The following is a 23,048-nucleotide window of genomic DNA, read 5'->3' on the forward strand; positions in this document are numbered from 1 at the left end:
AAAAAGGATAAAAATGAGAACAGAACAAATCACAGCAAGAGCGCTAAAACAAGTAGGAGATGATAGATATAAGCTTTCACTTATCGTTGCAAAGCGTGCAGAAGCGCTAGCAAATGGCGCCATAGCTTTAGTTGATGCTGATACTTCAAAGATGAAATTTGCCGACATCGCACTACTTGAAGTGGCTGAGGGCAAAATAGGCTTAGAGGCAATAGTTGAAGGAAAATAGTCTTTTTTTAGAGCAGTTGATAGAGCAAATTTTAGCTTGTAAAAACGTTTCAGAAGCGATAAAACTGCTCTTTTCTCTTTGTGAGAGAAGTGAAATTTTAGACAAAGCCGTAGATAGCTGCGTCACATCTCACGCTGGACAATACCGCAAAAGTGGCGAACCATACGCCATTCACCCCATCTTAGTAGCCTCTATCGTAGCAAATATGGGCGGCGATGAGAGCATGGTCATAGCTGCACTTCTTCATGACGTGGTCGAAGATACCGACGTAACGTTAGGTGAGCTTCAGGCTGAATTTGGCGATGAGGTGGCAAAGCTGGTTGAAGGGCTTACAAAGATAGTTGCCATTAGAGAAAATAAGCTCGCAAGCTCAGATAGCAACGAAAAACTGGCAAGCTCGGCGCTAACTTTTAGAAAGATGCTCTTAATCTCCATAGAAGACGTCAGAGTCCTTGTCGTAAAGCTTTGCGACAGACTTCACAACATGCTAACTCTTGAAGCGCTAAGGCCTGAAAAGCAAAAACGTATCGCCGAAGAGACGCTTATGGTTTACGCTCCGATCGCTCATAGACTGGGAATTTCATCGATCAAAAACATGCTTGAAGATCTAAGCTTTAAGTATGCGATGCCAGAAGAATACGCAAAGATCGATAGCTACCTAAACAAAAACAAGCAGCAACTTAGCTTAAAACTAAATGCTTTTCACGAAAAGGTAAGTCAAATTTTGCTTGAAAATGGCTTTATAGAAGGCACTTTTGAGATACAAAAACGTATAAAACACTACTACTCGATCTATCTAAAGATGCAAAGAAAGGGCATTTCTATCGAAGAGGTGCTTGACTTGCTTGCCATTAGGATCATCGTGCAAAAGCCGCTTGATTGCTACCTTGCACTTGGAAATTTGCATATAAATTTTAACCCTCTCATCTCAAGATTTAAAGACTATATCGCGCTTCCAAAGCAAAATGGCTATCAAACTATACACACAACCATTTTTGATAACAAAAGCATATTTGAGGCGCAAGTTCGCACTTATGATATGCATAAAACCGCTGAATACGGCGTCGCTGCTCACTGGAAATATAAAAACGGCGAGGGCAGCTTACTCAATCCAAAGCTTGACTGGCTAAATGACATCAGCATGCAAAATAGCGAGAACGAAAGCAATGTCGAAGAGCTATATGAATACGCAAAAGATAGCCTTTATATCGAAGATATCGCAGTTTATTCTCCAAAGGGCGAGGTCTTTACGTTGCCACGTGGTGCTACGGCGCTTGATTACGCTTATGAGATTCACTCAGAGATCGGACTTTACGCAAAAGAAGCTTATATAAACCGAGTTAGGATGCCACTTCTAACAGAGCTAAAAAATGGCGACATCGTTAGGATAGTAACTGGCGAAGAGGCTAAATTTCGCTGTTCGTGGATAAATAGCGTGCGAACAGGCAAGGCAAAGGCGACGATAAGGTCATTTTGCAAGCAAAAGATAAGAGATATAAACTATAAAATGGCGATAGATATTTTAAAATCAGTATTTAACGTCTCAAAAGATAGAATTTTAGAGTGGGTAGAGAGTGAAAATTTAGGCAAAAAGGTCTTTCGTGCAGCAACTGATAGTGAGTATCTGCAAGAAGTGGCAAATATGCTTAAAAAATACATCAGAAAAGAGCGTCCATTTATGATCTCTTTGGGCGACAAATACCAGATCAAAAAGCAGAAATTTGAAAACATAGTGATCTACTCAAACCATAAAATTTCAAATGTCGAGTTTGATTATTGCTGCAACCCAAAAAGGGGCGATAGCATAGTGGGCTTTAAAAATGGCCACACTGTGACAGTACATCACAAGCTTTGCGAGCGCGCTGGCAAGCTAATGGATAAAGGCGATGAGATCATTTTTGTCAAATGGACGAGAAATGCCCCGCATAGGTATAAAATTTTATTAAATTTAGAAAACAGAAAAGGTGCGTTGGCTGAATTTTTAACATATCTTGCTAGACTTGATATAAATTTAGCTACAATCTCGTTAAACGAAGCAAATGATCTTAGCGGAGATACGTTTGAAATAAGCGTCGAAATAGCAGAAAACATCGATGCAAACGAAATCAAAGAGAAGATCAAAGATAGATATAAGATTATTGATTTTGTTTCGCAAAGCGACCCATATCATAATTAGGAGAGAAAAATGGTTCAAGATATAGACGATATTTTACAAGAGATAAACCGCGGCATTGCCGAGATGATCGATGCTGAGAGGGTTGAAAACTTAATTAAAAATTATTATGAAAAAGGCGAAAATTTCTACGTAAAAGCAGGTTTTGACCCAACAGCTCCAGACCTTCACCTAGGCCACACAGTCGTTTTAAACAAGATGGCTCTGCTTCAAAAACATGGCGCGATAGTGCAGTTTTTGATAGGTGATTTTACCGCTCAAATAGGCGATCCAACAGGCAAGTCAGCTACTAGAAAAAAGCTAGATCAAGAGACCGTTTTAAAAAATGCTAAAACTTACGAAGAGCAAGTTTTTAAAATTTTAGATCCAAAAAAAACGGTGATCATGTTTAACTCAAAATGGTCAAATGAGCTAGGAGCTGCTGGGATAATCGAGCTAACTAGCACATTTTCAGTAGCTAGAATGCTAGAGCGAGATGACTTTGAAAAGAGGATAAAAGCGGGAAATCCTATATCAATCTCTGAGTTTATGTATCCGCTTCTTCAAGGCTATGACAGCGTGGCGATGAAGTGCGACATCGAAATGGGCGGCACAGATCAGAAATTTAACCTTCTAATGGGCAGAACCTTGCAACGCACATATAATATCGGCAAAGAGCAAGCTGTCATCATGATGCCACTTCTTGAGGGGCTTGATGGCGTAAATAAAATGAGTAAGAGCCTTGGCAACTACATAGGCGTAACTGAAAATGCAAATGATATGTTTGCAAAAACGCTTAGCATAAGTGACGAGCTTATGTGGCGCTGGTACGAGCTACTAAGCACAAAAACACTTGGCGAGATAGAAGAGCTGATGAATGACGTAAATAGTGGCAAATATCATCCAAAAAAGGCAAAAGAGGACCTTGCCTATGAGATAACAGCGAGATATCACGGCGAGGAGGCTGCTAAGGCTGCTATGGCTGAATTTAACAGCGTTCACTCTCAAAACCAGCTCCCAACTGATATGAAAGAATTTAGCTTAAAAGCGCCGATTTGGATAGTCGAAGCCTTATCTCAGTGTGGGCTAAGTGAGTCAAATTCTCAAGCAAGGCGAGATATAAAAGCAAATGCAGTTAGCATCAATCAAGAAAAAATTAGTGATGAGCAGTTAAAATTAGGAGCAGGCGAGTATATCTTGCAGGTTGGTAAGCGTAAATTTGCGAAGATAAAGGTTGAATAAATGGAGTTAAAGCCGTTAAAAATAGGTAAATACGAGATAAAATACCCGATATTTCAAGGCGGTATGGGGCTTGGCATCAGCTGGGACAAACTAGCTGGCAATGTGAGCTTAGAAGGCGGTCTTGGCATAATTAGCTCAGTTGGCACAGGCTACTATGAAAACCGCAAATTTATAGATAAAGAGCTAAATGCAAAGCCTTTTGGAAGCGAAAATTTCTACTCCACAAGAGGCCTTCGAGCAATCATTGAAAATGCACGTAAAATTTGTGGCGACTTGCCACTTGGCGTAAATATAATGTATGCTGCAAACGACTACGCAAGGGTGGTTAAAGACGCCTGCGAGGCTGGTATAAATATCATAGTCTCAGGTGCAGGGCTACCTACAAATTTACCTGAATTTACACAAAATTTTAAAGAGATAGCACTTGTACCGATCGTCTCAAGCGCAAAAGCACTAAAGATCATCTGTAAGCGCTGGCTTCAAAGATATGAGCGCTTGCCAGATGCTGTCGTGCTTGAAGGACCGCTAAGTGGCGGCCATCAGGGCTTTACATACGAGCAGTGCCTTGATCCTGAGTTTTCACTATTTAATCTCATCCCACAAGTAAAAGCTGAGATCAAAGAGTGGGGCGACTTCCCTCTCATCGCAGCTGGTGGAATTTGGGATAAAAACGACATCGAAAAGGCGATATCGCTTGGAGCAAATGGCGTCCAGATGGGCACACGCTTCATTGGCACCCACGAGTGCGACGCAGACATCGGCTTTAAAGAGGTCTTGCTGGCAGCTGAAGAGAAAGACATCGAGCTTATAAAGAGCCCAGTTGGCTATCCAGCTCGCGGGATAAGAACAAATTTGATAAATTTAGTCGATAAAAGAATGGGTCCAAAGATCCAGTGCATAAGCAACTGCGTAAGTCCTTGCCAAAGAGGCAAAGAGGCAAAGCAGGTGGGATACTGCATTGCAGATAGGCTATTTGACGCATATAGCGGCAAAAAGGAGAGCGGGCTATTTTTCACGGGAGCAAACGGCTACAAACTAAAAGAGCTAATAAGCGTAAAAGAGCTAATGCATAAGCTGGTACATGGTGAATGAAACGGGTTTTAATATCTCTTTTTCTAGCATTTAGTTTTCTTTTTGCGGCGACAAATTCGGAGACTTTTGCCAAATTTGATAGAAATTTTATGGCTCTAAATAGAAGCGCTAAGATCAAGCTTCATAATGATATAAAAAATATCTACGTTGATGCGATCATTAAAAACGACAAAAACACGAAAAAGCAGGCACTTACTAGGCTAATAACCAGTTCAAAGGCGCTTGGCTTTGACTCAAGCGCATATATAAGAGATCTAAATGCGATAAACGGCGTAAAAGGTGCCAGCGCGCCAGCGGTTTCGCCAGCTTTAACGCTACTAAGTGCCACAAAGGTAAATGACACCTTGGTGCTTAAATTTAACACAAAGCTAGATACCGCAAGGCTAAAGACATCGTTTGCCAAACAGCAAAATGCCTACAAAAATATCATGGATATTGATGGCAGGCTAAATGGCAACCCACTAACTTATAAAAATTTCATCTCAGACTACATTCACATCTCTCAGTATGATAAAAACACCGTTAGGATCATCTTTTCTGACAAGGTGCAAAAGACGATAAAAGCAAACGCGACTGGGGATTTGCTAATAATCAGCGCTCAAAATTTCATCTCAAATGAAAACGTAAGAGCACCACTTCATAAGCTTAAAAATAAAAACGAAAAGCCAGCACAAAGCGCAGTAGAGCCAAATTTAAAGTCTGAGTCAGTACAGAGTGAGCCAGCACAAAGTGAGCCAGTAGAAGAGCCTTTGCCTCCAGTTGCTGCGGGTAAATTTTCACGCAACAAAACGATCGTCATCGATCCAGGGCATGGCGGCACAGATCCAGGCGCAGTAAATGGCAGTTTAAAAGAAAAAACAGCCGTTTTAGGTGTAGCCAAAAAGCTTGGCGAGATACTAAAATCTCGTGGTTACAAGGTCTATTTCACCAGATCAACTGATGTTTTTATAAATTTAAGATCAAGAACAAAATTTGCAAACGACAAGATGGCTGACCTCTTTGTCTCTATCCACGCAAACGCCGCTCCAAACGCTGCTAAAGCAAAGAGCATGCACGGCATCGAAACCTTTTTCTTATCGCCTGCAAGGAGCGAGCGCAGCAAAAACGCAGCCGCACTTGAAAATAAATCAGACATCGAAGAGATGAACTACTTTTCGCAGCAAACGTTTCTAAACGTGCTAAACCGCGAGAAGATCATCGCCTCAAACAAGCTTGGTATCGACATCCAAAAAGAAATTTTAGCAAGTGCTAGAAAGGTCTATGCAGCCAGCGACGGCAGCGTGCGAGAAGCGCCATTTTGGGTGCTCGTGGGTGCTCTTATGCCAGCGGTTCTAGTCGAGATCGGCTACATCACGCATCCAGTCGAGGGCGAAAAACTCTTTGACGAGGCCTATCAAAAAGCCCTTGCAAACGGCATCGCAAACGGCATAGATGGATATTTCGCAAAAAATAGATGAAAAATGCAAATTTGAGCTTTAAAGGGCAAATTCCATTTAACGAAGAGTTTGGCGATATCTACTTTAATACCGACAAGCCTTGGCTTGAGAGTGAATTTGTCTTTGCGAGCGCACTTGATGAAATTTGGCAGAGCAAAGATAACTTTATAGTCGCCGAGACTGGCTTTGGCGCTGGGCTAAATTTCTTCACACTTTGTAAAAAATTTAAAAAAAGCCCCAAAAAACTTCACTTCGTTAGCATCGAAAAAAGTCCTATCAAAAAAGAAGATCTTTTAAAAATTTATGAAAATTTAGGCATTTTTAAAGCTTATGCTAAAAGGCTAGTTTCACTCTATCCGCCGTTAATCTCAGGCATACACCGCATAAATTTCGCGCCAAATATCACCCTTGATCTTTGCTACGGCGAGGCAGATCAAATTTTGCCTGAGCTTGATTTTGCTGCTGATATCTGGCTTTTAGACGGCTTTGCCCCAAGTAAAAATGGCTCGATCTGGAGCGAGGATGTCTTTAAGCAGATCGCAAGGCTAAGCAGGGTTGGCACCATAGTTAGAACCTACTCGTGCGCAAAAATGGTAAAAGATGGGCTAAAAAATGCTGGCTTTTTGCTGAGTCTAAAAGAGGGCTACGCTAGAAAACGCCAGATGAGCAGCGCCGTGCTAGAGAAAAAGGATGAAAATTTAAAGGACGCTTGGTTTGCTAGGTGCGAGCCAGTCGCCAGCGTAAAAGGCAAAACAGCGCTTGTTATAGGAGCAGGTGTGGCTGGACTTGCCACCGCTGGAGAGCTAGCCAAAAATGGCTTTAAAGTGGTGATCGCCGAGGCAAAGAGTGAGGTCGCGACAAATGGCTCAGGTAATCACTGCGGCGCCTTGATGCCATTAGTTACGAAGCCCGGGGTAAATTTAGGCCGTATGCACATAAATGCGTTTTTGCAAGCAGTGAGATTTTACAAGGCAAATTTACCAAAAAGCCTTATCAAATTTAATGGCTGCATCGACTATGCGTTCGATGACGAGCTCGTTAAAAGGTATGCCTCATGGCAGGATCAAAGCGCGGAGGATATTTTTAAATTTGATGAGAGTTTAAAGCCATACCCTGGGATATTTATAAAAGATGCGGCTTATGCTAGGCCAAGAGAAATTTGTAAATTTCTATCAAGTAACTTTGAAATTTTATTTAACCACGAGTATGAGAGCAGGACGCATCTGCAAAATGGCAAGATAAGCGTTAAATTTAAAAATAAAAAAAGCTTGGAGGCTGATATCTTAGTCTTTTGCACAGGTAGTAAAAGTAGTGAAATTTTTAAAGACTATGACATGCAAATAAGTAGCGTCAGAGGTCAAGTCACGCACCTAAAACCAGTGCTAAAAAATGAGCTACCACTAAGCGCAAAAGGCTACATCTGTCCAGCCGTCAAAGGGGTGCAAGTCATCGGCGCAACCTACGCTAGAAATGAAATTTGCGACACGCCTAAAGACGTGGATAACGCTAAAAATTTAAGCGACGTGAGCGAGTTTTTTGACACGTCAAAAGCTATCATCATAGGCTCACGTGTGGGATATAGAAGTTACAGCGGAGATAGATTCCCGATAATCGGCGCCCTGCACGACGAGGAGTTTTATAAGCAAAACTACAAGGGGCTATTTTGGAGTAAAAATAAAGATAACAATCCAAAAGCAAGCTACGAAAAAAATCTCTTTGTAAATTTCGCTCACGGCTCGCGTGGCCTTGGCACGGCGATACTTGGAGCAAATTTGATAACCGATCTTGTGCTTGCTCGCCCACTTTGCATAGAAAGGTCGCTATTTTTTGAGCTACACCCTGCTAGATTTTTGATAAGAAAGCTAAAAAAAGGACTAAAATAGTCAAATTCCTTAACATATGTTAAGAACTGTTATCAAAACTTGCATTATAATCCTTCGCAAAAAGGATACAACTTGAGCAAAATTTATAATCTTGACAAAGATACAAAGATAGTTGAAAAAAGCGTTGTTAGTAAAAGGCTCTTTCAAAACAAAAACGCAAGTGTAGATATATACGCATTTGATGAGGGCGAAGAGCTTGATCACGAGATGCTTTTTATAGATAGCCTTGCCTTCGTCATTGACGGCGAAGCACAGCTTGAATACGGCGAAAAGCAGATGAGGCTTGGGCGTGATGAGGCCTGCCTTATCGAGGCAAAAACCTGGCGAAAGCTCAAATTTACAAAGAAGACAAAATATTTACTAATAGATTTTAAGGAGAATGTTATGATAGATCATTTAGACAAAGCGAGTGTTTTTAGTCTCGCAGATGCCGTTAGCTACGAGAATGGCAAGATAGTTAGCAAGACGCTTGTCAAAAACGAAAATGGCTCGATGTCGCTACTTAGTTTTGACAAAGACCAAGAGCTCTCAACCCACGCTGCCCCTGGCGATGCGCTACTTATCGCGCTTGATGGCGAGCTTGATTTAAAGATAGCTGATGAGAGCTTTCATCTAGTAAAGGGCGATAGCATCGTGCTTCCTGGCAAGATCCCACACGGCCTAAAAGTGAAAGACAAATTCAAAATGCTTCTAATCGTCACAAAAGACAAAATGTAAAAATAAGCCCTATTTTAGGGCTTTTATCTTTTATAAATCACATTAAATTTACCCTTAATAACTCAAAAAGCAAAGTCATAATATAATCTCTTTAAAATTTAAAGAAGAGCTATGAAAAAAGAAAATTCCAAACTATTTTTACTACTATTTTTGGGCGCGCTTTCAGCTTTTGGACCATTTGTCACAGACCTTTACCTGCCAGCACTGCCAGCCATAACTGAGTGGTTTGGCACAAGCGTTTCAGCAACCCAGCTAACTCTTACAACCTCGATGGCAGGCCTTGCGATCGGTCAGCTAATAGTTGGTCCAATCAGCGATAAATTTGGGCGAAAAACGCCACTTACCATCTCGCTCATCGTCTATACGATAAGCACGATTTTTATATTTTTTGCGCAAAATATCCAGTTTTTTATCTTTATGCGCATCATACAAGGGCTTGCAAGTGCGGGCAGTCTGGTTATCTCAAGAGCCGTTGTGAGCGACCTTTACAAGGGTCACGAGATGACTAAATTTTTTAGTCTTATGATGGTTGTAAATGGTCTTGCTCCGATATTTTCACCAATAGGCGGCAGCTTGCTACTTAAATTTACCGACTGGCGCGGCATCTTTATGGCGCTAACGATCATCGGTATTTTGCTATTTATCGCAAATTTTTACTTCAAAGAGAGCCTAAGCCCTGCTAACCGCCTAAAAGTGCCTTTGCTTCAGACCTACAGCGTCTTTGGCAAAATTTTAAGAAAAAAGAAATTTATGCTATTTATTGCGATCCAAACATTTACGATGGCTGCGATGTTTGCCTATATCGCGGCATCTTCTTTTATCTTACAAGAGTTTTACCTGCTAAGCCCAGTAAGCTACAGCTTTTGCTTTGCGGCAAATGGCCTAGCTATCGTCATAGGTGCTAGACTTGCAAGCTTGCTAAATGAACGAAAAGCACTAAAAACTGGGCTTTTTGGCACCTTGTTTGCTAGTATTTTTATAGTGTTTGTGCTTTGCTTTAAATTTGAAGTGATCGGCGTTATCATCGCATTTTTCTTGCTTTTGCTCTTTACTGGCTTTATCTTACCAACGGCCTCATCACTTGCGATGAATGAGGGCAGAGAGTACGCGGGCTCAGCCTCAGCAGTGCTTGGATTTTGCCCATTTTTCTTAGGTGGCATCATCTCGCCACTAGTTGGTCTTGGTGACATTTTTTACTCGACCTCAATAGCTATTTTAGCTTGCAGCGTGCTTGCCTTTATCTCATTTTTAGGGCTAAAAAGAGTTGCGTAAAATTTATCTTGTTTCAAACACAAAGACGACTGATGAGAGCGTTGTAAATTTAAGCGTTAGCAAGATAGAGTTTTTGAAATTTGATCTGAATTTAAGCGAATTTGACGCGCTTGTGGCAACCTCCAAAAATGCTTTTAAGGCTTTAAAATTTAATGAGATTAACGCGCTAGAAAATTTACCAGTTTTTGCTATTGCAAGTAGTTGCGCAGCGGCTGCAAGAGAGTTTGGTTTTAGTGAAATTTACACTGGGCAAAACGCACACGGAGATGACTTTGCAAGAGAAATTTTGCCACTTTTAAAAGGCAAAAAGGTTCTTTATCTAAAAGGCAAAGATAGCGCTTCAAATTTCTTAGAAATTTTGCAAGATGGTGGCGTAAATATAAAGGCGGTCATCGCCTATGAAAATGTCTTAAATCCTTGCAAAATGGAGCTAAAACCGCCAAAAAATAGCATTTTGATCTTCGCATCTCCGATAAATGTGAGAAATTTTCTAACTAATTTTGGCTGGGACGAGAGCTATCAGACGATAAGCATCGGAAAGGTCACTGCAAAAGAGCTAAATTTTACAAAGCCACTTGTTAGTCAAAGTCAAGATATAAACGCTTGTATCGCACTTGCCAAAACGTTACTTTAAGCAAAGAATTTATATAATTTTATTGCCTGAGTGAAGCGAGTCAGCATTTTACGGGGTCCAACACTTTTTTGTTAGCGAAAAGGTATGGGTGCCTTGCGATGTGGCTTCGTTTGAGCCTTAAACAGCGAGAAGTTGCAACCTTTTGGTATCCATCTATTTGCAAGATTGGCTTTGTTTATGGGCCACTCTTCTATGCGACGCCCACTTGGGTTTTTAAATTTACGGAGATAATATGAACATTCTCATAATAGGAAGTGGTGGCCGCGAATACGCCATTGCTCTAAAACTAAAAAGCGAAAAAAATATAAATTTATACTTTGCGCATGGAAATGGTGCGACCTCACGCCTTGGTGAGAATTTAAACATAAAAGACTTTCACGAGCTAGCAAATTTTGCCAAAAAAAATAGTATCGAGCTAACTATCGTAGGACCTGAAGCGCCTCTTAGCGAAGGCGTGGTGGATATATTTAAAAAAGAGGGTTTGCTCATCTTTGGACCAAGCAAAGCAGCTGCTAGACTTGAGGCTAGCAAGGCCTATATGAAGGACTTTTTAGCTAGAAATAACATAAAAACTGCAAAATATTTAAACACAGACGACAAAGAAAAAGCATTTAAATTTATTGATACCCTAAGCGCTCCGATGGTCGTAAAGGCTGACGGGCTTTGCGCTGGAAAAGGCGTGATCATCGCAAATTCCAAAGAAGAAGCCAAAGAGGCAGTTAGCGACATGCTAAGTGGGGCTAGCTTTGGTGATGCTGGCAAATTTGTGGTGGTTGAAGAGTTTTTAGACGGCTTTGAGCTTAGCTTTTTTGCCATTTGTGACGGCGAAAATTTCGTAAGCTTGCCAGTGGCGCAAGACCATAAACGCCTACTTGATAACGACGAGGGTCCAAATACTGGTGGTATGGGCGCTTATGCTCCAAGTCCGCTTGCTTCAAAAGAGTTAGTAAAAAGGGTCGAAGAAGAGGTGGTAAAACCTACGTTAAAAGGGATGAAAAACGAGGGCAGTCCGTTTTGTGGAGTGCTTTTTGTGGGGCTGATGATCGTGAAAAATGAGCCTTATGTGCTTGAGTTTAACGTGAGATTTGGCGATCCTGAGTGCGAGGTTTTGATGCCATTAATTGACGGAAATTTGAGTGAAATTTTACTAAATGCTGCAAAGGGTGAGCTAAAGCCTATCAGCTTAAAAGATGAATTTGCTGTTGGCGTCGTAATGTCTAGCAAAAACTATCCTTATAAAAGCAGCCCAAAGGCTAAAATTTCAGTTTTAAATGACGTAAAAGATGCCCATATAGCTTACGCAGGCGTGAGCAAAGAGGGCGATGAAATTTACGCAGATGGCGGTAGAGTGCTAGTCTGCGTGGCGACTGCAAAGAGCATAAAAGAGGCGCGTGATAAGGCCTATGGGCTTTGCAAAAATGTCAAATTTGACGGAGCACACTATAGAAAAGATATCGCGTGGCAGGCTCTAAAATGAGTATGCAGATAGAAGAGAAGCTTCAAAACGAAGAAATTTCACTTGCTCCTTTTGCTAAGAGGATCATGGCGTTTTCTATCGATGAGATCATAGTTTCGTTTCTTTTTATGATCATCTATTGGGAGCCTCTTTCTACTAGCACTAACTTTGATGATACTAGAAATTTGGTATTAAATTTATTTTGGCAGATCAACTTGCTAAAAGTCATCTATCACACATTTTTCGTTTGGTATTATGGCGCAAGCCCCGGGCAGATGATAACAAAGACGATGTGTATAAATGTAGAAATTTTAGATAAGCCAAATTTAACTCAAAGTCTTGTTAGGGCGATATTTAGGATAGTTAGTGAAGCTTGTTTTTATCTTGGCTTTGCGTGGGCACTTTCAAACCCTGCAAGGCAGACTTGGCAAGACAAAATAGCAAAAACAGTGGTGATAAATGCGTAAAATTTTATTTTTAATTCCGGTTTGTGTTTTTAGTTTAAGTGCAGCAGTGCAAGATGTGCAGCTATTAGCTGATGATGTGAAGCAAGATAAGGGCATCGTAACGGCAAATAAAAACGTCGTTGTATATTCGCAAGAGTATCTTGTGACGGCTGATTGTGCTGTTTATGATCAAAACAACTCAGTCATTGAGCTCTTTGGCAATGTCAATATGATGAAGGGCAAAGATGAGGTTTCTCGCTCAAACTACGCTAAGCTAAATTTAAAAAACAACAACGCTGCCTTTGAGTCACTCTTTATGATGAACAAAGACATGGAAGTGTGGATGAGAAGCGATGAGAGCAGCTCAGATAGCGAATACTACAGAGTTAAAAAGGCGATGGTTTCAAGCTGCAACGTCCAAGACCCTGACTGGAGCATCACCTCAAGCTCAGCCATGCTAAACAAACAGAGTAAATTTTTGCATCTTTTTAACCCAGTCTTTCGCATAGCAAACGTACCAGTCTTTTACCTGCCATACTTTGGCTTCTCAACTGATACTACAAGAAGGACAGGACTTTTGCCACCAGAGCTTGGATATGGCAAGTCAGAGGGCTTTTACTATAAGCAGCCAGTCTATTTTGCTCCTTATAACCAGTGGGATCTGGAGTTTGATCCGCAGATAAGGACAAACAGGGGCGCTGGAATTTACGGTGCTTTTAGATTTACTGATTCGCCTGATTCAAGAGGTGAGATCAGCTTTGGTTCATTTACTGATAAAAACAGCTACCGAGCCAAGCAAAAAAGCGAGACTTCAAACAGAGCTGAGCTAAAAAACAAAACTCACAAAGGTGTCGGGCTAAAATATGAAAGAGATAAACTCATAAAATACCTTAGCGAGGCTGATCTGCAAGAGGGCATGTGGATAGATGCAACCAAGCTAAATGATATAGACTATCTAAATTTAAAGGGCAGAGATGATGACTATGACTCGCTTGTCACCTCTAAATTTAACTACTTCATAGCAAATGACGATCACTACTTTGGTGCCTATGCGAAATACTACATAGATACCGAAAAGATCGGCTCAAAGAACGAAAACAAAGATACGCTTCAAGAGCTTCCATCGCTTCAGTATCATAAATTTACAGACGACATAGTCTTGCCAAATATCTTATATTCAATCGATCTTCAATCGCATAGATATGATAGAAAGATAGGAGTTAGAGCAACTCAGTATGAATTTACGCTGCCAGCTTCAGTGCATGTGCCACTATTTGATGATAGCCTAACGTTTTCATTTTATGAGTACCTTTACGCTTCAAGGATAAACTACGAAAACAAGATAAATTCATTTGATGACAAAAGAGAAGATAAGCACGCAAATTTTGTAAATAACTACCATAAATTTGCTCTTCACACAGACCTTGCAAAGGCGTATGAGAGCTTTTATCACACTTTAAATTTTGGTGCTGAATATTTGCTACCAGGCTACAGAAAAGGAAATTTAGACGACGAGTTTATCTATGACAAAGATCTAAATGAGTATGAAAATTTCTTAGCTCAAGATCAGAGCAAAGAGGAAGTTTCTGGCTATTTGACGCAGTATTTCTTTAACGGCAGCGGCAGAAAGGTTGTCAAACACAGCATCTCACAAGGTTACTACACAAAAGATGATGAGTATTCAAATTTAAAAAATGCCATCTACCTATATCCGTTTGAGAATTTTAGCGTTTATAACAAGCTTGAGTACTCGCACAAAGATAGAGAACTTAAAAAGGTGCAAAACGGACTTTACTATACGCACGATCTATTTTGGATAAATATGCTCCATACGATGAAAAAGAGCGACAGCAAGGCTAAAAATAGTGCAACAAAAGATAGCTACTTTACCAGTAGCGCTGGCGTGAAGCTCCCGCATCAATATAGCTTAATTGGCGGCTGGCAATACGATCTTGAGAGAAGCTACACAAAGAGCTGGAGAGTTGGCGTGCTTCATCAAAGAAAGTGCTGGAACTACGGGCTAATTTATCAACACGATGTCGAGCCAACAACAACGACAAATGGCTCAGCCTCAACTAAGAAAAGCGGCATCTACTTTACTATAAATTTCTATCCGATGGGCGGCTTGCACTATGACTTTTCACAAAGCAGCACCACTTCATCAAGTAGCAAATAAGATGGCTAGATAATGGCAAGCGTTAAATTTAAAGATCAACTAGATGCAGCTAACAAGCTCATCGAGATCTTGCCAAAAAAAGAGCTAAATGACGCTAAGACGATAGTTCTTTGCATGTCGCTTGAGTCAGTTATCCTGACTGATGTGGTTTGCAGGGGGCTAAATTTGAGCTATGAGATGCTCTTTAGCGAGCCAATCCCTGCGCCAAACAACAGCGAATGCGACGTAGCGATAGTTAGCGAAACTGAGGATATCGTGCTAAACGATCCTCTCATAAAAGCTTTTAATATAAGCTATGACTACATCTACGGCGAAGCGCATAGAAAATATGAAGAGAAAATTTTAAAAAATGTCTATAAATACAGAAAAGGAAATTTGATAGGAGAGCTAAAGGGCAAGAATATTTTACTGATCGATGAGGGGTGTGAGACTGGCATGACGGCACTCATTTGCATAAAGACGCTGCTTGATGTGAAGGTAAAATCCATCTCATACGCAACGCCGATGATAGCCACTGATGTCTTTGCAAATTTAAATGATATGGTTGATGAAATTTACACGATAAACAAGATCGTTGATTTTATCGATGTGGATTCGTATTACGAGAAAAAGATCGAGGCTACGAGCGAGCGCATCATGTCGATATTAGAAGAGAGCCCTCACTATTTACCGTTACAAAAACAACAAGGAGATAAAAATAATGCAATATAGTATAGAAGTCAATAATCAGGTCGAAATTTTTGACCTTAATAAAGTAGCTAAACAAGCTAGTGGGGCAGTGCTTTTAAGGGTGAAAAACACCGTAGTTTTAGCAACTGTGGCAAGAGAAGATGTGCAAGTTGAAGAGGACTTTTTGCCTCTAACCGTGCAATACATCGAAAAAGCTTACGCTGCTGGCAAAATACCAGGCGGTTACGTCAAGCGCGAGACCAAACCAGGCGACTTTGAGACGCTAACAGCTCGCATCATTGATAGATCACTTCGCCCACTTTTCCCAAAAGGCTACGCATACCCAACACAGATCGTTGTCATGGTGCTTTCAGCTGATCCTGAGGTTGATTTACAAGTTGTGAGCCTAAATGCGGCTTCAGTTGCACTTTACCTTAGCGACATCCCTGTAAATCGCCCAGTTTGTGGTGTAAGAGTTGGCTATATAGATGATAAATTTGTTATCAATCCAAGCAACTCTGAGCTAAAACAAAGCGCGATCGATCTTTATGTTGCTGGCACAAAAGATGAGCTTTTAATGATCGAGATGAGAAGCTTGCCTCAGCAAACTACGCAGCTCATACCGATGGTAGCGATCGAGCCGATGATAGATCCTAGCCTAAGCGATAGCATGGCGCAAAAGCAAGTGATGAATGAATTTAGCGAAGATAAGATGGTTGAGGCGATCGACTTTGCTGGCAAGGCTATACTAAGAGCTAGCAGCGCTTACGAAGAGGCGTTTAAAGAGCATAAAAAAGAGGATGCCGCACTTGAGCTAAAACCAGAGATAGAAAACGAAAATATAGCTATTTATATCGATAAATTTTATAAAGCAGAGGTTAAAAACGCGATCAACCAAATGGCAAAGAGCGAGCGTGCAAGCGAGCTTGGCAAGATCGCTAAGCAAATTTCAAGCGATGAGGTAGCTCAAAAAGAGGGCTGGGACGAGGCTGTCATCTCAAATGTCCTTGGTAAATATAAAAAGAAAATAGTAAGAGAGCAGATCATAAACGAGGGCGTTAGAGCCGACGGACGCGGACTTGAAGAGGTTAGGCCTATTAGCATCGAGACAAATGTCCTTCCAAATGCTCACGGATCATGCCTCTTTACAAGAGGTCAAACTCAGGCGCTAGTTGTCGCCACTCTTGGCACAGATAGTGATGCTCAGATGTATGATATCCTAACTGAAAAAGCTCCTTTGGTTGAGAAATTTATGTTTAACTACAACTTCCCAGGCTTTAGCGTCGGTGAAGCAAGCCCACTTAAAGCTCCAGGCAGACGTGAGCTTGGACATGGAAATTTAGCCAAACGTGCCCTTGCACCAAGCATCGATCTAGCATCTCCATATACGATAAGGGTCGTTTCAGAAATTTTAGAGAGCAACGGCTCAAGCTCTATGGCTAGTGTTTGCGGTGGTTCGCTCGCGCTTAGAGCTGCTGGGGTCAATACCCAAAAACTAGTCGCTGGTGTTGCGATGGGTCTTATATTTGAGGGCGAGAAACACGCTGTTTTAACCGATATCATGGGTCTTGAAGACCACGACGGCGATATGGACTTTAAAGTTGCTGGCACAAGTGACGGCATCACAGCACTTCAGATGGACATCAAGCTTGGAGGCATCAGCCTAGAAGTGCTAAAAGAGGCGCTTTATCAAGCAAAACGCGGCAGAGAGCACATCCTTGCTCTAATGACACAGGCTGATAAAAATATAGAGATAAACGAAGATGTATTGCCAAAACTTGAGCTATTTAACGTTGATCCAAGCAAGATCGTAGATATCATCGGTCAAGCTGGCAAGACTATAAAAGAGATCATTGAGAAATTTGAAGTTTCGATAGACCTTGATAGAGAAAAAGGCGAGGTTAAAATCGCAGGCGGCGCTAAGAAAAACGTCGATGCAGCAAAAGACTACATCATCTCTATCACTTCAAAAGAGAACTCTCGCTCATTTGGCAAAAAGCCGTTTAAACACGACAAGGACCGTGTAAAACCGACATTTAATATCGGAGATGAGTTTGTTGGAAGCGTAAAAAGCGTGGTTGATTTTGGAGTATTTATCGAGTTAAAAGACGGTGTTGATGGTCTGCTTCACATCTCAAAGATAAAGAGCCCATTAAACGTAGGCGATCAGGTAAAAGTGTGTGTGAGCGAGCAAAAAGGAAACAAAATTTCGCTCTCTTTGGTTGAATAAATTTTTAAAGGATAGATGATGAAATACAAAAAGTTGCTTTTTCCAATAGGAGCAGGGGACGATATCGAGCCAAGAATTTACGGTGCTTTAAAGGTTGCACAATGGTTTAAAGCTCACATGGAGATACTTACTTGCCAACTAGATCCAAGCGTGGTTTATAATATGAAAATGACGCTTCGTGGTGGAGTGCTTTTTGAGGAATTTTTAAAATCAGCCAAGTCTGAGCTTGCGGTTGAGCACGAAGAGAACGAAAAGCTTTTTAATAAAATTTGCGCCGAGCTAGGCATAAAGGTGAGCGACGAGGTCATCGAAGATGTCTGCACTGCAAATTTCACGATCCATAATGGAAAAAGAAGCGTCATAGTTGAGCAAGAGAGTAAATTTTGCGATCTAGTCGTAGCTGCAGTGCCACTTGATGGCAAGATCACTGGCACATTTGAGTCAGCTGTTTTAAAAAGTGGCAAAAATGCGATCGTTATCCCTAGAAAGATGCGTGATTTTAAAGCTGATAACATCCTTGTAAGCTGGACAGGAACAACTCAAAGCTCAAGAGCCCTAACTGGTGCGATCGATCTTTTAAAGAACGCCAAAAAGGTTCAGTGCATCACTTCAAAAGCAAGCCTTGGCGATAACGCCGAGCTAAATCTTAAAAAGCTTGAAGAGTACTTTAAGGTTCATAATATCAGTGCTAGCTTTGAAGTTATAGCAACTACAACTATACCTGGCGAGGCACTTTTAAAAGCTGCAAATGATAGAAATGCGGACCTTATCGTAGCCAGCAGATACGGCGAAAACGGACTAATGGAGATGGTCCTTGGCGGAACATCAAGATTTTTCTTAGAACATACAAATATCCCAGTTTATCTATAATGGATTGCGGCTTAGTCCGCGATCTAATACTGATTTTTAAATTTCTATTTTATCTCATACTTTTTTGAAACTACGTGATAGTAAAAGGCTCCAACGAAAAAGAGGCTTCCCATGAAGGCTGCTATCATCTCCACGCTTAGTCCAAGCTCGTATAAAAAGCCGATCGCAAATGAGATAAGCGCGCTAAATCCAAGAAAAATCATATCGTTATACGCGATCACTCTGCCGTAAAACTCTTTTTGGCAGTTTTGCTGAAGCAGTGTGTAGGTGTAGCTCCAAAGGCTTGACGTGCAAAAGCCTGCAAAGACGATGCCAATTAGCGAGAGATAAAAATTTCGCAAAGAGAGTGCCCAGATGATGATGCCAAGCCCTTGACCGATGTAGATGTAGATGAGCGTTTTTTTGTTCATAAATTTACTAAGCATGGCCGGTGCAAACATCAGTGAGATCGACCTTGAGGCGTTTAGCAGGCCAATAACCAGCGAGGTTGAGAGTAAATTTGCGTATCTATAGTCAGCCAAAAGCGCGATCAATGCGTCATAAGCTGTGATGCCAACAAAGGCATGCAAAAATATAAGATGCACGATGAGCCTATTTTCTTTTAAATATTTAAGCCCATTTTTTAGCATTTTTAGAGGTTTTTCTATAAATTCTGGCTTTAGCTCGTCTAGCTTTAAAAGATATAAAAAGCCAAAACTGCAAAGATAAAGAGCTCCGTCAAGCAAAAAGGCACTTTTGATGCCAAAAAAGTGTATATAAACGCCTGCAAGCCCCATGCCAGCGGTGTATGAGACCGCCCAGATGATCGAGTGGATCTCGTTTGCAAGCTTTAGGCTCTCTTTGCTTAGAATTTTTGGCAGCACGCTCATCTCTACTTGAAAATACATCCCGCCAACGCCGTTTCTAATAAAAATGATAAGCAAAAGCAGCCATAGATAATCAAGCGAATTTATAAAAAGCAGCATAAAAACGCTTATGGTCTCAACCGCCATCATGATAACAAGCATCGGTTTTGGGCTAAATTTATCAACCAAAATACCACTAAATGGAGCGATGACAACGCCTGGGATAAACGCCATTGCCGCACTTAGTGTAAGTGCCCAAACAGGAGCGTCAAGCGAGATAAGTAGCGTAAAGATGCCAGTGTGCGAGAACCACACACCAAAGTAGCACATGAGCTGGATGGTGCTTAAAAGGCGGAAATTTCTCTCGTCCTTTAAAAGCTTAAGATACTCTTTCAAGCTACTGGTTCCACATCAGAGTTATCTGTTCTATTTGCGCCTCGTCTGGGATCTGGCTTAAGCTTGTTATCTCTTGTGCGAGCGGATTTTTAAGCTTTATAAGCATATCGTGGCTGTCTATTTTTAGATAGATATTGTTTGCATCGCTTTGAAATTTAGAGATAACAAGGGCGTTTTTTATATCTTTGAAATTTGATTTTAGGCTGATGTTTTCAGGAGTTTTAAACTCATTTGAGTAAATTTCAATGCTTGTAATGATACCATTTAGCAAGGTGTATTCAAAAATTCTCTCGTTTTTATTTGTGACGATGTAGCTATTTTCTTTTTTTGTATTGTCTCTTTTTATGTTTTTTGCGCCATAAAATTTCATCACATCAGCATTTGCTGACTCGTTTGTAAGTTTTGCAAAAAAGCCCTTGCCAAAGAGGCTAGATCTGCCTTTTTCTCTTTTGTAGTGCCCGCTTATGTGAGCGTTTTTGCAAATTTTATCGTTTGCGATTATGAAGATGTCGTTAGCGGTTTTATGCACGCTTAAAGCCACGCCTTTTTCGTCTAAAAGGTAAAAAATGCCCTTGTCATAAAGCAGCTCTGAGTTAAATTTACAAAGTGGTGAGCCATCTTTTAGCGATGAGTAAAAGCTTATCTTTGCGCCATTTTTACTAGGCACGAGTACAAGCTCTAAAAAGCCATTTTTGTCTTTAAATTTAGAAAATCTAGCAAAAAAACTATCTTTATATGCCTTATTTACCGGCTCGTAGTTATAAATTTGAGCTAGCACGCCAACTCGTTTATTTTTCTTATCATCAAGCTGAAGAAGTGAGTTTTTATTTGGCACAAAGTAGCTTAGTGCGCCACTTTCATCTTTTAGCACGATAGCGCTCTCATCGACATCAAATGTGCCACCTTTTTCTACCAAGGTAGCAGCCTTATCCATTGTAAGCATAGTTTTTGTGTAGGTTTTGTCTTTATTTAGAGTTAAGATGGTCTTCACGCCCTCGCAGTTTGAGCATGGCAAGGTTGTGTAGTAGCTCGTGTAGATAGAGTTTGAAAGTATTAGTTTTTCTGTTTTTTTGGGTTTTTCATCTCTAAGAAGTGGTTTTTCTTCTTTTGATTTTTGTGTTTGATTTTGGTTTTGTGGCTTTAAATTTTCATTTTTAGCGCAGCCAATGATAAAAAATGAGATAAGTATGGCAAAAAGATATTTCATTTGCAACTCCTTAAAAATTGCAAAATTATATCATTTTGCCTTTAAAATTTATTTTACGCGTTTAAAGATGTATTTATCTTTTAGCTCGCCAGTGACCTCTTTTTGATCCATGTCAAGCATCTTTAGGTTCTCTCCCTCGATCTTATAAAAGCTCTTTTCTTTATACTCATCAACAGTTGTGATAACGCCATTTTTTATAGAGTATTTGCCCTTGCTAACGGCTTTGTAGTTGTCTTTTGACTTGTAGTTCATCACACTTTCAAATGTGCCGTCTTTTTTAAGCGTAAGAGTTGAGTCTATGCCCATGCAGCTAGCGCAAGGTAAAAACGCCTTGTAAGTGCCTTCAATGCTGCTTACTGGGGCCATGCAGCTACCTTTTACTTCACATTTGCCTTGTGGGACGCTCGTGCTTTGGTTTGACGCAGCGCAACCTGCTAAAAGTAGAGCCGCACTTAGTGCAAAGATAAAATTTTTCATGCTGATCCTTTTTGAAAATAAAATTTAAAATGTATTATAATACTTAAGAAAATAACAAATTATAAATTAAAGGAGAGAAGATGCAAGTTGAGACATTTGGCGTTTTAGTCGTTGTTTTGGTTATTTTTGCATTTTTGTTTTTAAAAGCTGGCATCAAGATCGTATCGCAAGCAGATAACCTGCTGATCGAGCGACTTGGTAAATTTCACAAGGTGCTTGACGGAGGATTTCACATTATCATCCCATTTGTCGATCAGATAAGGGCGATCATAACTATAAAAGAGCAGCTTGTTGATATCACAAAACAGCAAGTCATCACAAAAGATAATGTTAATATTAGCGTCGATGGCATCGTCTTTTTAAAGGTATTTGACGCAAAAATGGCGGTTTATAACGTAGATAACTACAAGCGCGCCATTGCAAATTTAGCCATGACAACGCTTCGTGGCGAGATAGGCGCGATGAACCTTGATGATACGCTAAGCTCTCGTGACCGCCTAAATGCCGCACTTCAAGTGGCTCTTGGCGACGCTGCTGGCAACTGGGGCGTAAAGATCATGCGTGTGGAAATTTCTGAAATTTCTGTCCCACTTGGCATCGAAGAGGCGATGAATATGCAGATGAAGGCAGAGCGTGAAAAGCGCGCGATCGAGCTAAAAGCCTTGGCTGAAAAAGAGGCACTAATCCGCAACGCAGAGGCGCTAAAGCAAGAAAAAGTGCTTCAAGCAGAGGCGATAGAGCGTATGGCTGATGCGAAAAAATACGAGCAAATCGCCATTGCAACGGCTCAAAAAGAGGCTATGGATATGATAAATGACAGCATGAGCAAAAACGCAAATGCGGCTGAATTTCTGCTTGCTCGTGATAGGGTCGGGGCATTTAGCGAGCTAGCTAAAAATAGCTCAAAAGATAAAATTTTAGTCCCTTACGAGGCGACTGAGCTAATTGGCTCGCTTAGCGTTTTAAAGAATTTCTTAGCTAAGGATAAGGCGTGATAAGTCCATTTATAATGATAGCCATCGGTGCGCTCTTGTGCGTGGCTGAGCTTATGCTATTTTCATTTTATCTGCTATTTTTTGGCTTAGCTTTTATCATCGTTGGAGCGTTAAATTTTGGCTTTAGTTTTGAGTGGAGCTTTCAAATTTTAGCTGTCTTAGTGCTTGCATTTATCTTGCTTGCGCTCTTAAAGGCGCCGTTAAAGAGCAAATTTATGACTAAAAAAGAGAGCTTTAACGAGGAGTTTTTAGATGAGCCTGGAGTTGGCGAGATCAGAGAAAATATGGTCTATTTTAAAGGCACTCTTTGGAAGTATGAAGGAGCGCTAAAAAACGGCGAGAAAGTGCAGGTTTTAGGCACTAAAGGCGACAAGGTTATATTAAAATAAAGTGCCATTTGGCACTTTATCTATTTTGCGTGGGCTGGGCAGCCTGCTGGCATTTGCCCATGCATCGCCCCTTGCATGCCGTGATGAGGGCAGCTTGGCATATTTTCTTGCATCATTTTTTGATGATGAGCACATCCGCAACTTGTACCTTGTGGCTCAGCTGGCTTTAGCTCATTTTTAGCACAACCAACTAAAAATAATCCGCAGATAACGGCAAATATCACCTTTTTCATAA

21 protein-coding genes are annotated in these 23,048 nt (G+C 40.8%); 17 read left to right on the forward strand and 4 right to left on the reverse strand.

Annotated elements, in window-relative coordinates; genetic code table 11:
• The first annotated feature begins 13 nt into the window (after nucleotides 1–13).
• From CVS91_RS06610 to CVS91_RS06680, 15 genes are all read left to right on the forward strand, one after another.
• Nucleotides 14–229 (forward strand): DNA-directed RNA polymerase subunit omega, encoded by a 216-nt coding sequence (locus CVS91_RS06610; protein WP_004317259.1) that lies wholly within the window; start codon nucleotides 14–16, stop codon nucleotides 227–229.
• Nucleotides 216–2,405, forward strand: coding sequence for a RelA/SpoT family protein (locus CVS91_RS06615; RefSeq protein ID WP_103586872.1), 2,190 nt, complete (start codon nucleotides 216–218; stop codon nucleotides 2,403–2,405). Before CVS91_RS06610 ends, CVS91_RS06615 begins: the two co-directional genes overlap by 14 nt.
• 9 nt (nucleotides 2,406–2,414) lie before the next feature.
• Complete coding sequence (gene tyrS / locus CVS91_RS06620) at nucleotides 2,415–3,623, forward strand: tyrosine--tRNA ligase (RefSeq protein ID WP_107831138.1); 1,209 nt, start codon at nucleotides 2,415–2,417, stop codon at nucleotides 3,621–3,623.
• Nucleotides 3,624–4,715: a nitronate monooxygenase gene (locus tag CVS91_RS06625; RefSeq protein ID WP_107831140.1), complete on the forward strand. Its 1,092-nt coding sequence runs from the start codon at nucleotides 3,624–3,626 to the stop codon at nucleotides 4,713–4,715. It abuts the gene before it with no gap.
• On the forward strand, nucleotides 4,712–6,172 hold the full coding sequence (locus CVS91_RS06630) for an N-acetylmuramoyl-L-alanine amidase family protein (RefSeq protein ID WP_107831142.1): 1,461 nt from the start codon (nucleotides 4,712–4,714) through the stop codon (nucleotides 6,170–6,172). Before CVS91_RS06625 ends, CVS91_RS06630 begins: the two co-directional genes overlap by 4 nt.
• Nucleotides 6,169–8,034, forward strand: a complete 1,866-nt coding sequence (gene mnmC, locus CVS91_RS06635; RefSeq protein ID WP_107831144.1) for a bifunctional tRNA (5-methylaminomethyl-2-thiouridine)(34)-methyltransferase MnmD/FAD-dependent 5-carboxymethylaminomethyl-2-thiouridine(34) oxidoreductase MnmC — start codon at nucleotides 6,169–6,171, stop codon at nucleotides 8,032–8,034. Before CVS91_RS06630 ends, mnmC begins: the two co-directional genes overlap by 4 nt.
• Nucleotides 8,035–8,106: 72 nt before the next feature.
• Nucleotides 8,107–8,751, forward strand: coding sequence for a cupin domain-containing protein (locus CVS91_RS06640; protein WP_107831146.1), 645 nt, complete (start codon nucleotides 8,107–8,109; stop codon nucleotides 8,749–8,751).
• Between the two features lie 111 nt (nucleotides 8,752–8,862).
• Nucleotides 8,863–10,023, forward strand: a complete 1,161-nt coding sequence (locus CVS91_RS06645) for a multidrug effflux MFS transporter (protein WP_107831148.1) — start codon at nucleotides 8,863–8,865, stop codon at nucleotides 10,021–10,023.
• Nucleotides 10,016–10,657 (forward strand): uroporphyrinogen-III synthase, encoded by a 642-nt coding sequence (locus CVS91_RS06650; RefSeq protein WP_107831150.1) that lies wholly within the window; start codon nucleotides 10,016–10,018, stop codon nucleotides 10,655–10,657. The genes CVS91_RS06645 and CVS91_RS06650 overlap by 8 nt, the downstream gene beginning before the upstream one ends.
• 232 nt (nucleotides 10,658–10,889) lie before the next feature.
• Nucleotides 10,890–12,134: a phosphoribosylamine--glycine ligase gene (gene purD, locus CVS91_RS06655; RefSeq protein ID WP_107831151.1), complete on the forward strand. Its 1,245-nt coding sequence runs from the start codon at nucleotides 10,890–10,892 to the stop codon at nucleotides 12,132–12,134.
• On the forward strand, nucleotides 12,131–12,580 hold the full coding sequence (locus CVS91_RS06660; protein ID WP_107831153.1) for an RDD family protein: 450 nt from the start codon (nucleotides 12,131–12,133) through the stop codon (nucleotides 12,578–12,580). Before purD ends, CVS91_RS06660 begins: the two co-directional genes overlap by 4 nt.
• Entirely contained in the window at nucleotides 12,573–14,735 is a 2,163-nt protein-coding gene (locus tag CVS91_RS06665; RefSeq protein ID WP_107831155.1) for an LPS-assembly protein LptD, read from the forward strand. Before CVS91_RS06660 ends, CVS91_RS06665 begins: the two co-directional genes overlap by 8 nt.
• 12 nt (nucleotides 14,736–14,747) lie before the next feature.
• Nucleotides 14,748–15,446, forward strand: coding sequence for a sodium:proton antiporter (locus CVS91_RS06670; RefSeq protein WP_002941705.1), 699 nt, complete (start codon nucleotides 14,748–14,750; stop codon nucleotides 15,444–15,446).
• On the forward strand, nucleotides 15,436–17,634 hold the full coding sequence (locus CVS91_RS06675; RefSeq protein ID WP_009294272.1) for a polyribonucleotide nucleotidyltransferase: 2,199 nt from the start codon (nucleotides 15,436–15,438) through the stop codon (nucleotides 17,632–17,634). Before CVS91_RS06670 ends, CVS91_RS06675 begins: the two co-directional genes overlap by 11 nt.
• An 18-nt stretch (nucleotides 17,635–17,652) precedes the next feature.
• Nucleotides 17,653–18,504, forward strand: coding sequence for a universal stress protein (locus tag CVS91_RS06680; protein WP_107831157.1), 852 nt, complete (start codon nucleotides 17,653–17,655; stop codon nucleotides 18,502–18,504).
• Nucleotides 18,505–18,548: 44 nt separating this feature from the next.
• Here CVS91_RS06680 and CVS91_RS06685 read toward each other — a convergent pair whose 3' ends face one another.
• Genes CVS91_RS06685 through CVS91_RS06695 form a run of 3 tightly spaced genes read right to left on the reverse strand, consistent with a single transcriptional unit; the run spans nucleotide 18,549 to nucleotide 21,429 of the window.
• Complete coding sequence (locus tag CVS91_RS06685) at nucleotides 18,549–19,745, reverse strand: MFS transporter (protein ID WP_107831159.1); 1,197 nt, start codon at nucleotides 19,743–19,745, stop codon at nucleotides 18,549–18,551.
• Nucleotide 19,746: 1 nt separating this feature from the next.
• The gene (locus tag CVS91_RS06690; RefSeq protein ID WP_107831161.1) at nucleotides 19,747–20,952 is read right to left on the reverse strand and encodes a copper resistance protein NlpE; all 1,206 of its coding nucleotides are present in this window, start codon (nucleotides 20,950–20,952) and stop codon (nucleotides 19,747–19,749) included.
• Nucleotides 20,953–21,000: 48 nt separating this feature from the next.
• Nucleotides 21,001–21,429, reverse strand: coding sequence for a copper resistance protein NlpE (locus CVS91_RS06695; protein WP_107831163.1), 429 nt, complete (start codon nucleotides 21,427–21,429; stop codon nucleotides 21,001–21,003).
• 80 nt (nucleotides 21,430–21,509) lie between these two features.
• Between CVS91_RS06695 and CVS91_RS06700 the strand changes: the two genes are divergently transcribed.
• The gene (locus tag CVS91_RS06700; protein ID WP_009294606.1) at nucleotides 21,510–22,424 is read left to right on the forward strand and encodes an SPFH domain-containing protein; all 915 of its coding nucleotides are present in this window, start codon (nucleotides 21,510–21,512) and stop codon (nucleotides 22,422–22,424) included.
• Entirely contained in the window at nucleotides 22,421–22,813 is a 393-nt protein-coding gene (locus CVS91_RS06705; protein ID WP_107831165.1) for an NfeD family protein, read from the forward strand. Before CVS91_RS06700 ends, CVS91_RS06705 begins: the two co-directional genes overlap by 4 nt.
• 20 nt (nucleotides 22,814–22,833) lie before the next feature.
• Here the strand turns inward: CVS91_RS06705 and CVS91_RS06710 are convergent, their stop codons facing one another.
• The gene (locus CVS91_RS06710) at nucleotides 22,834–23,046 is read right to left on the reverse strand and encodes a hypothetical protein (protein ID WP_103572928.1); all 213 of its coding nucleotides are present in this window, start codon (nucleotides 23,044–23,046) and stop codon (nucleotides 22,834–22,836) included.
• Nucleotides 23,047–23,048: the final 2 nt, after the last annotated feature.

Origin of the sequence: Campylobacter concisus, from assembly GCF_003048985.1 — a bacterium.
GTDB classification, from domain to species: Bacteria; Campylobacterota; Campylobacteria; order Campylobacterales; family Campylobacteraceae; genus Campylobacter_A; species Campylobacter_A concisus_AY.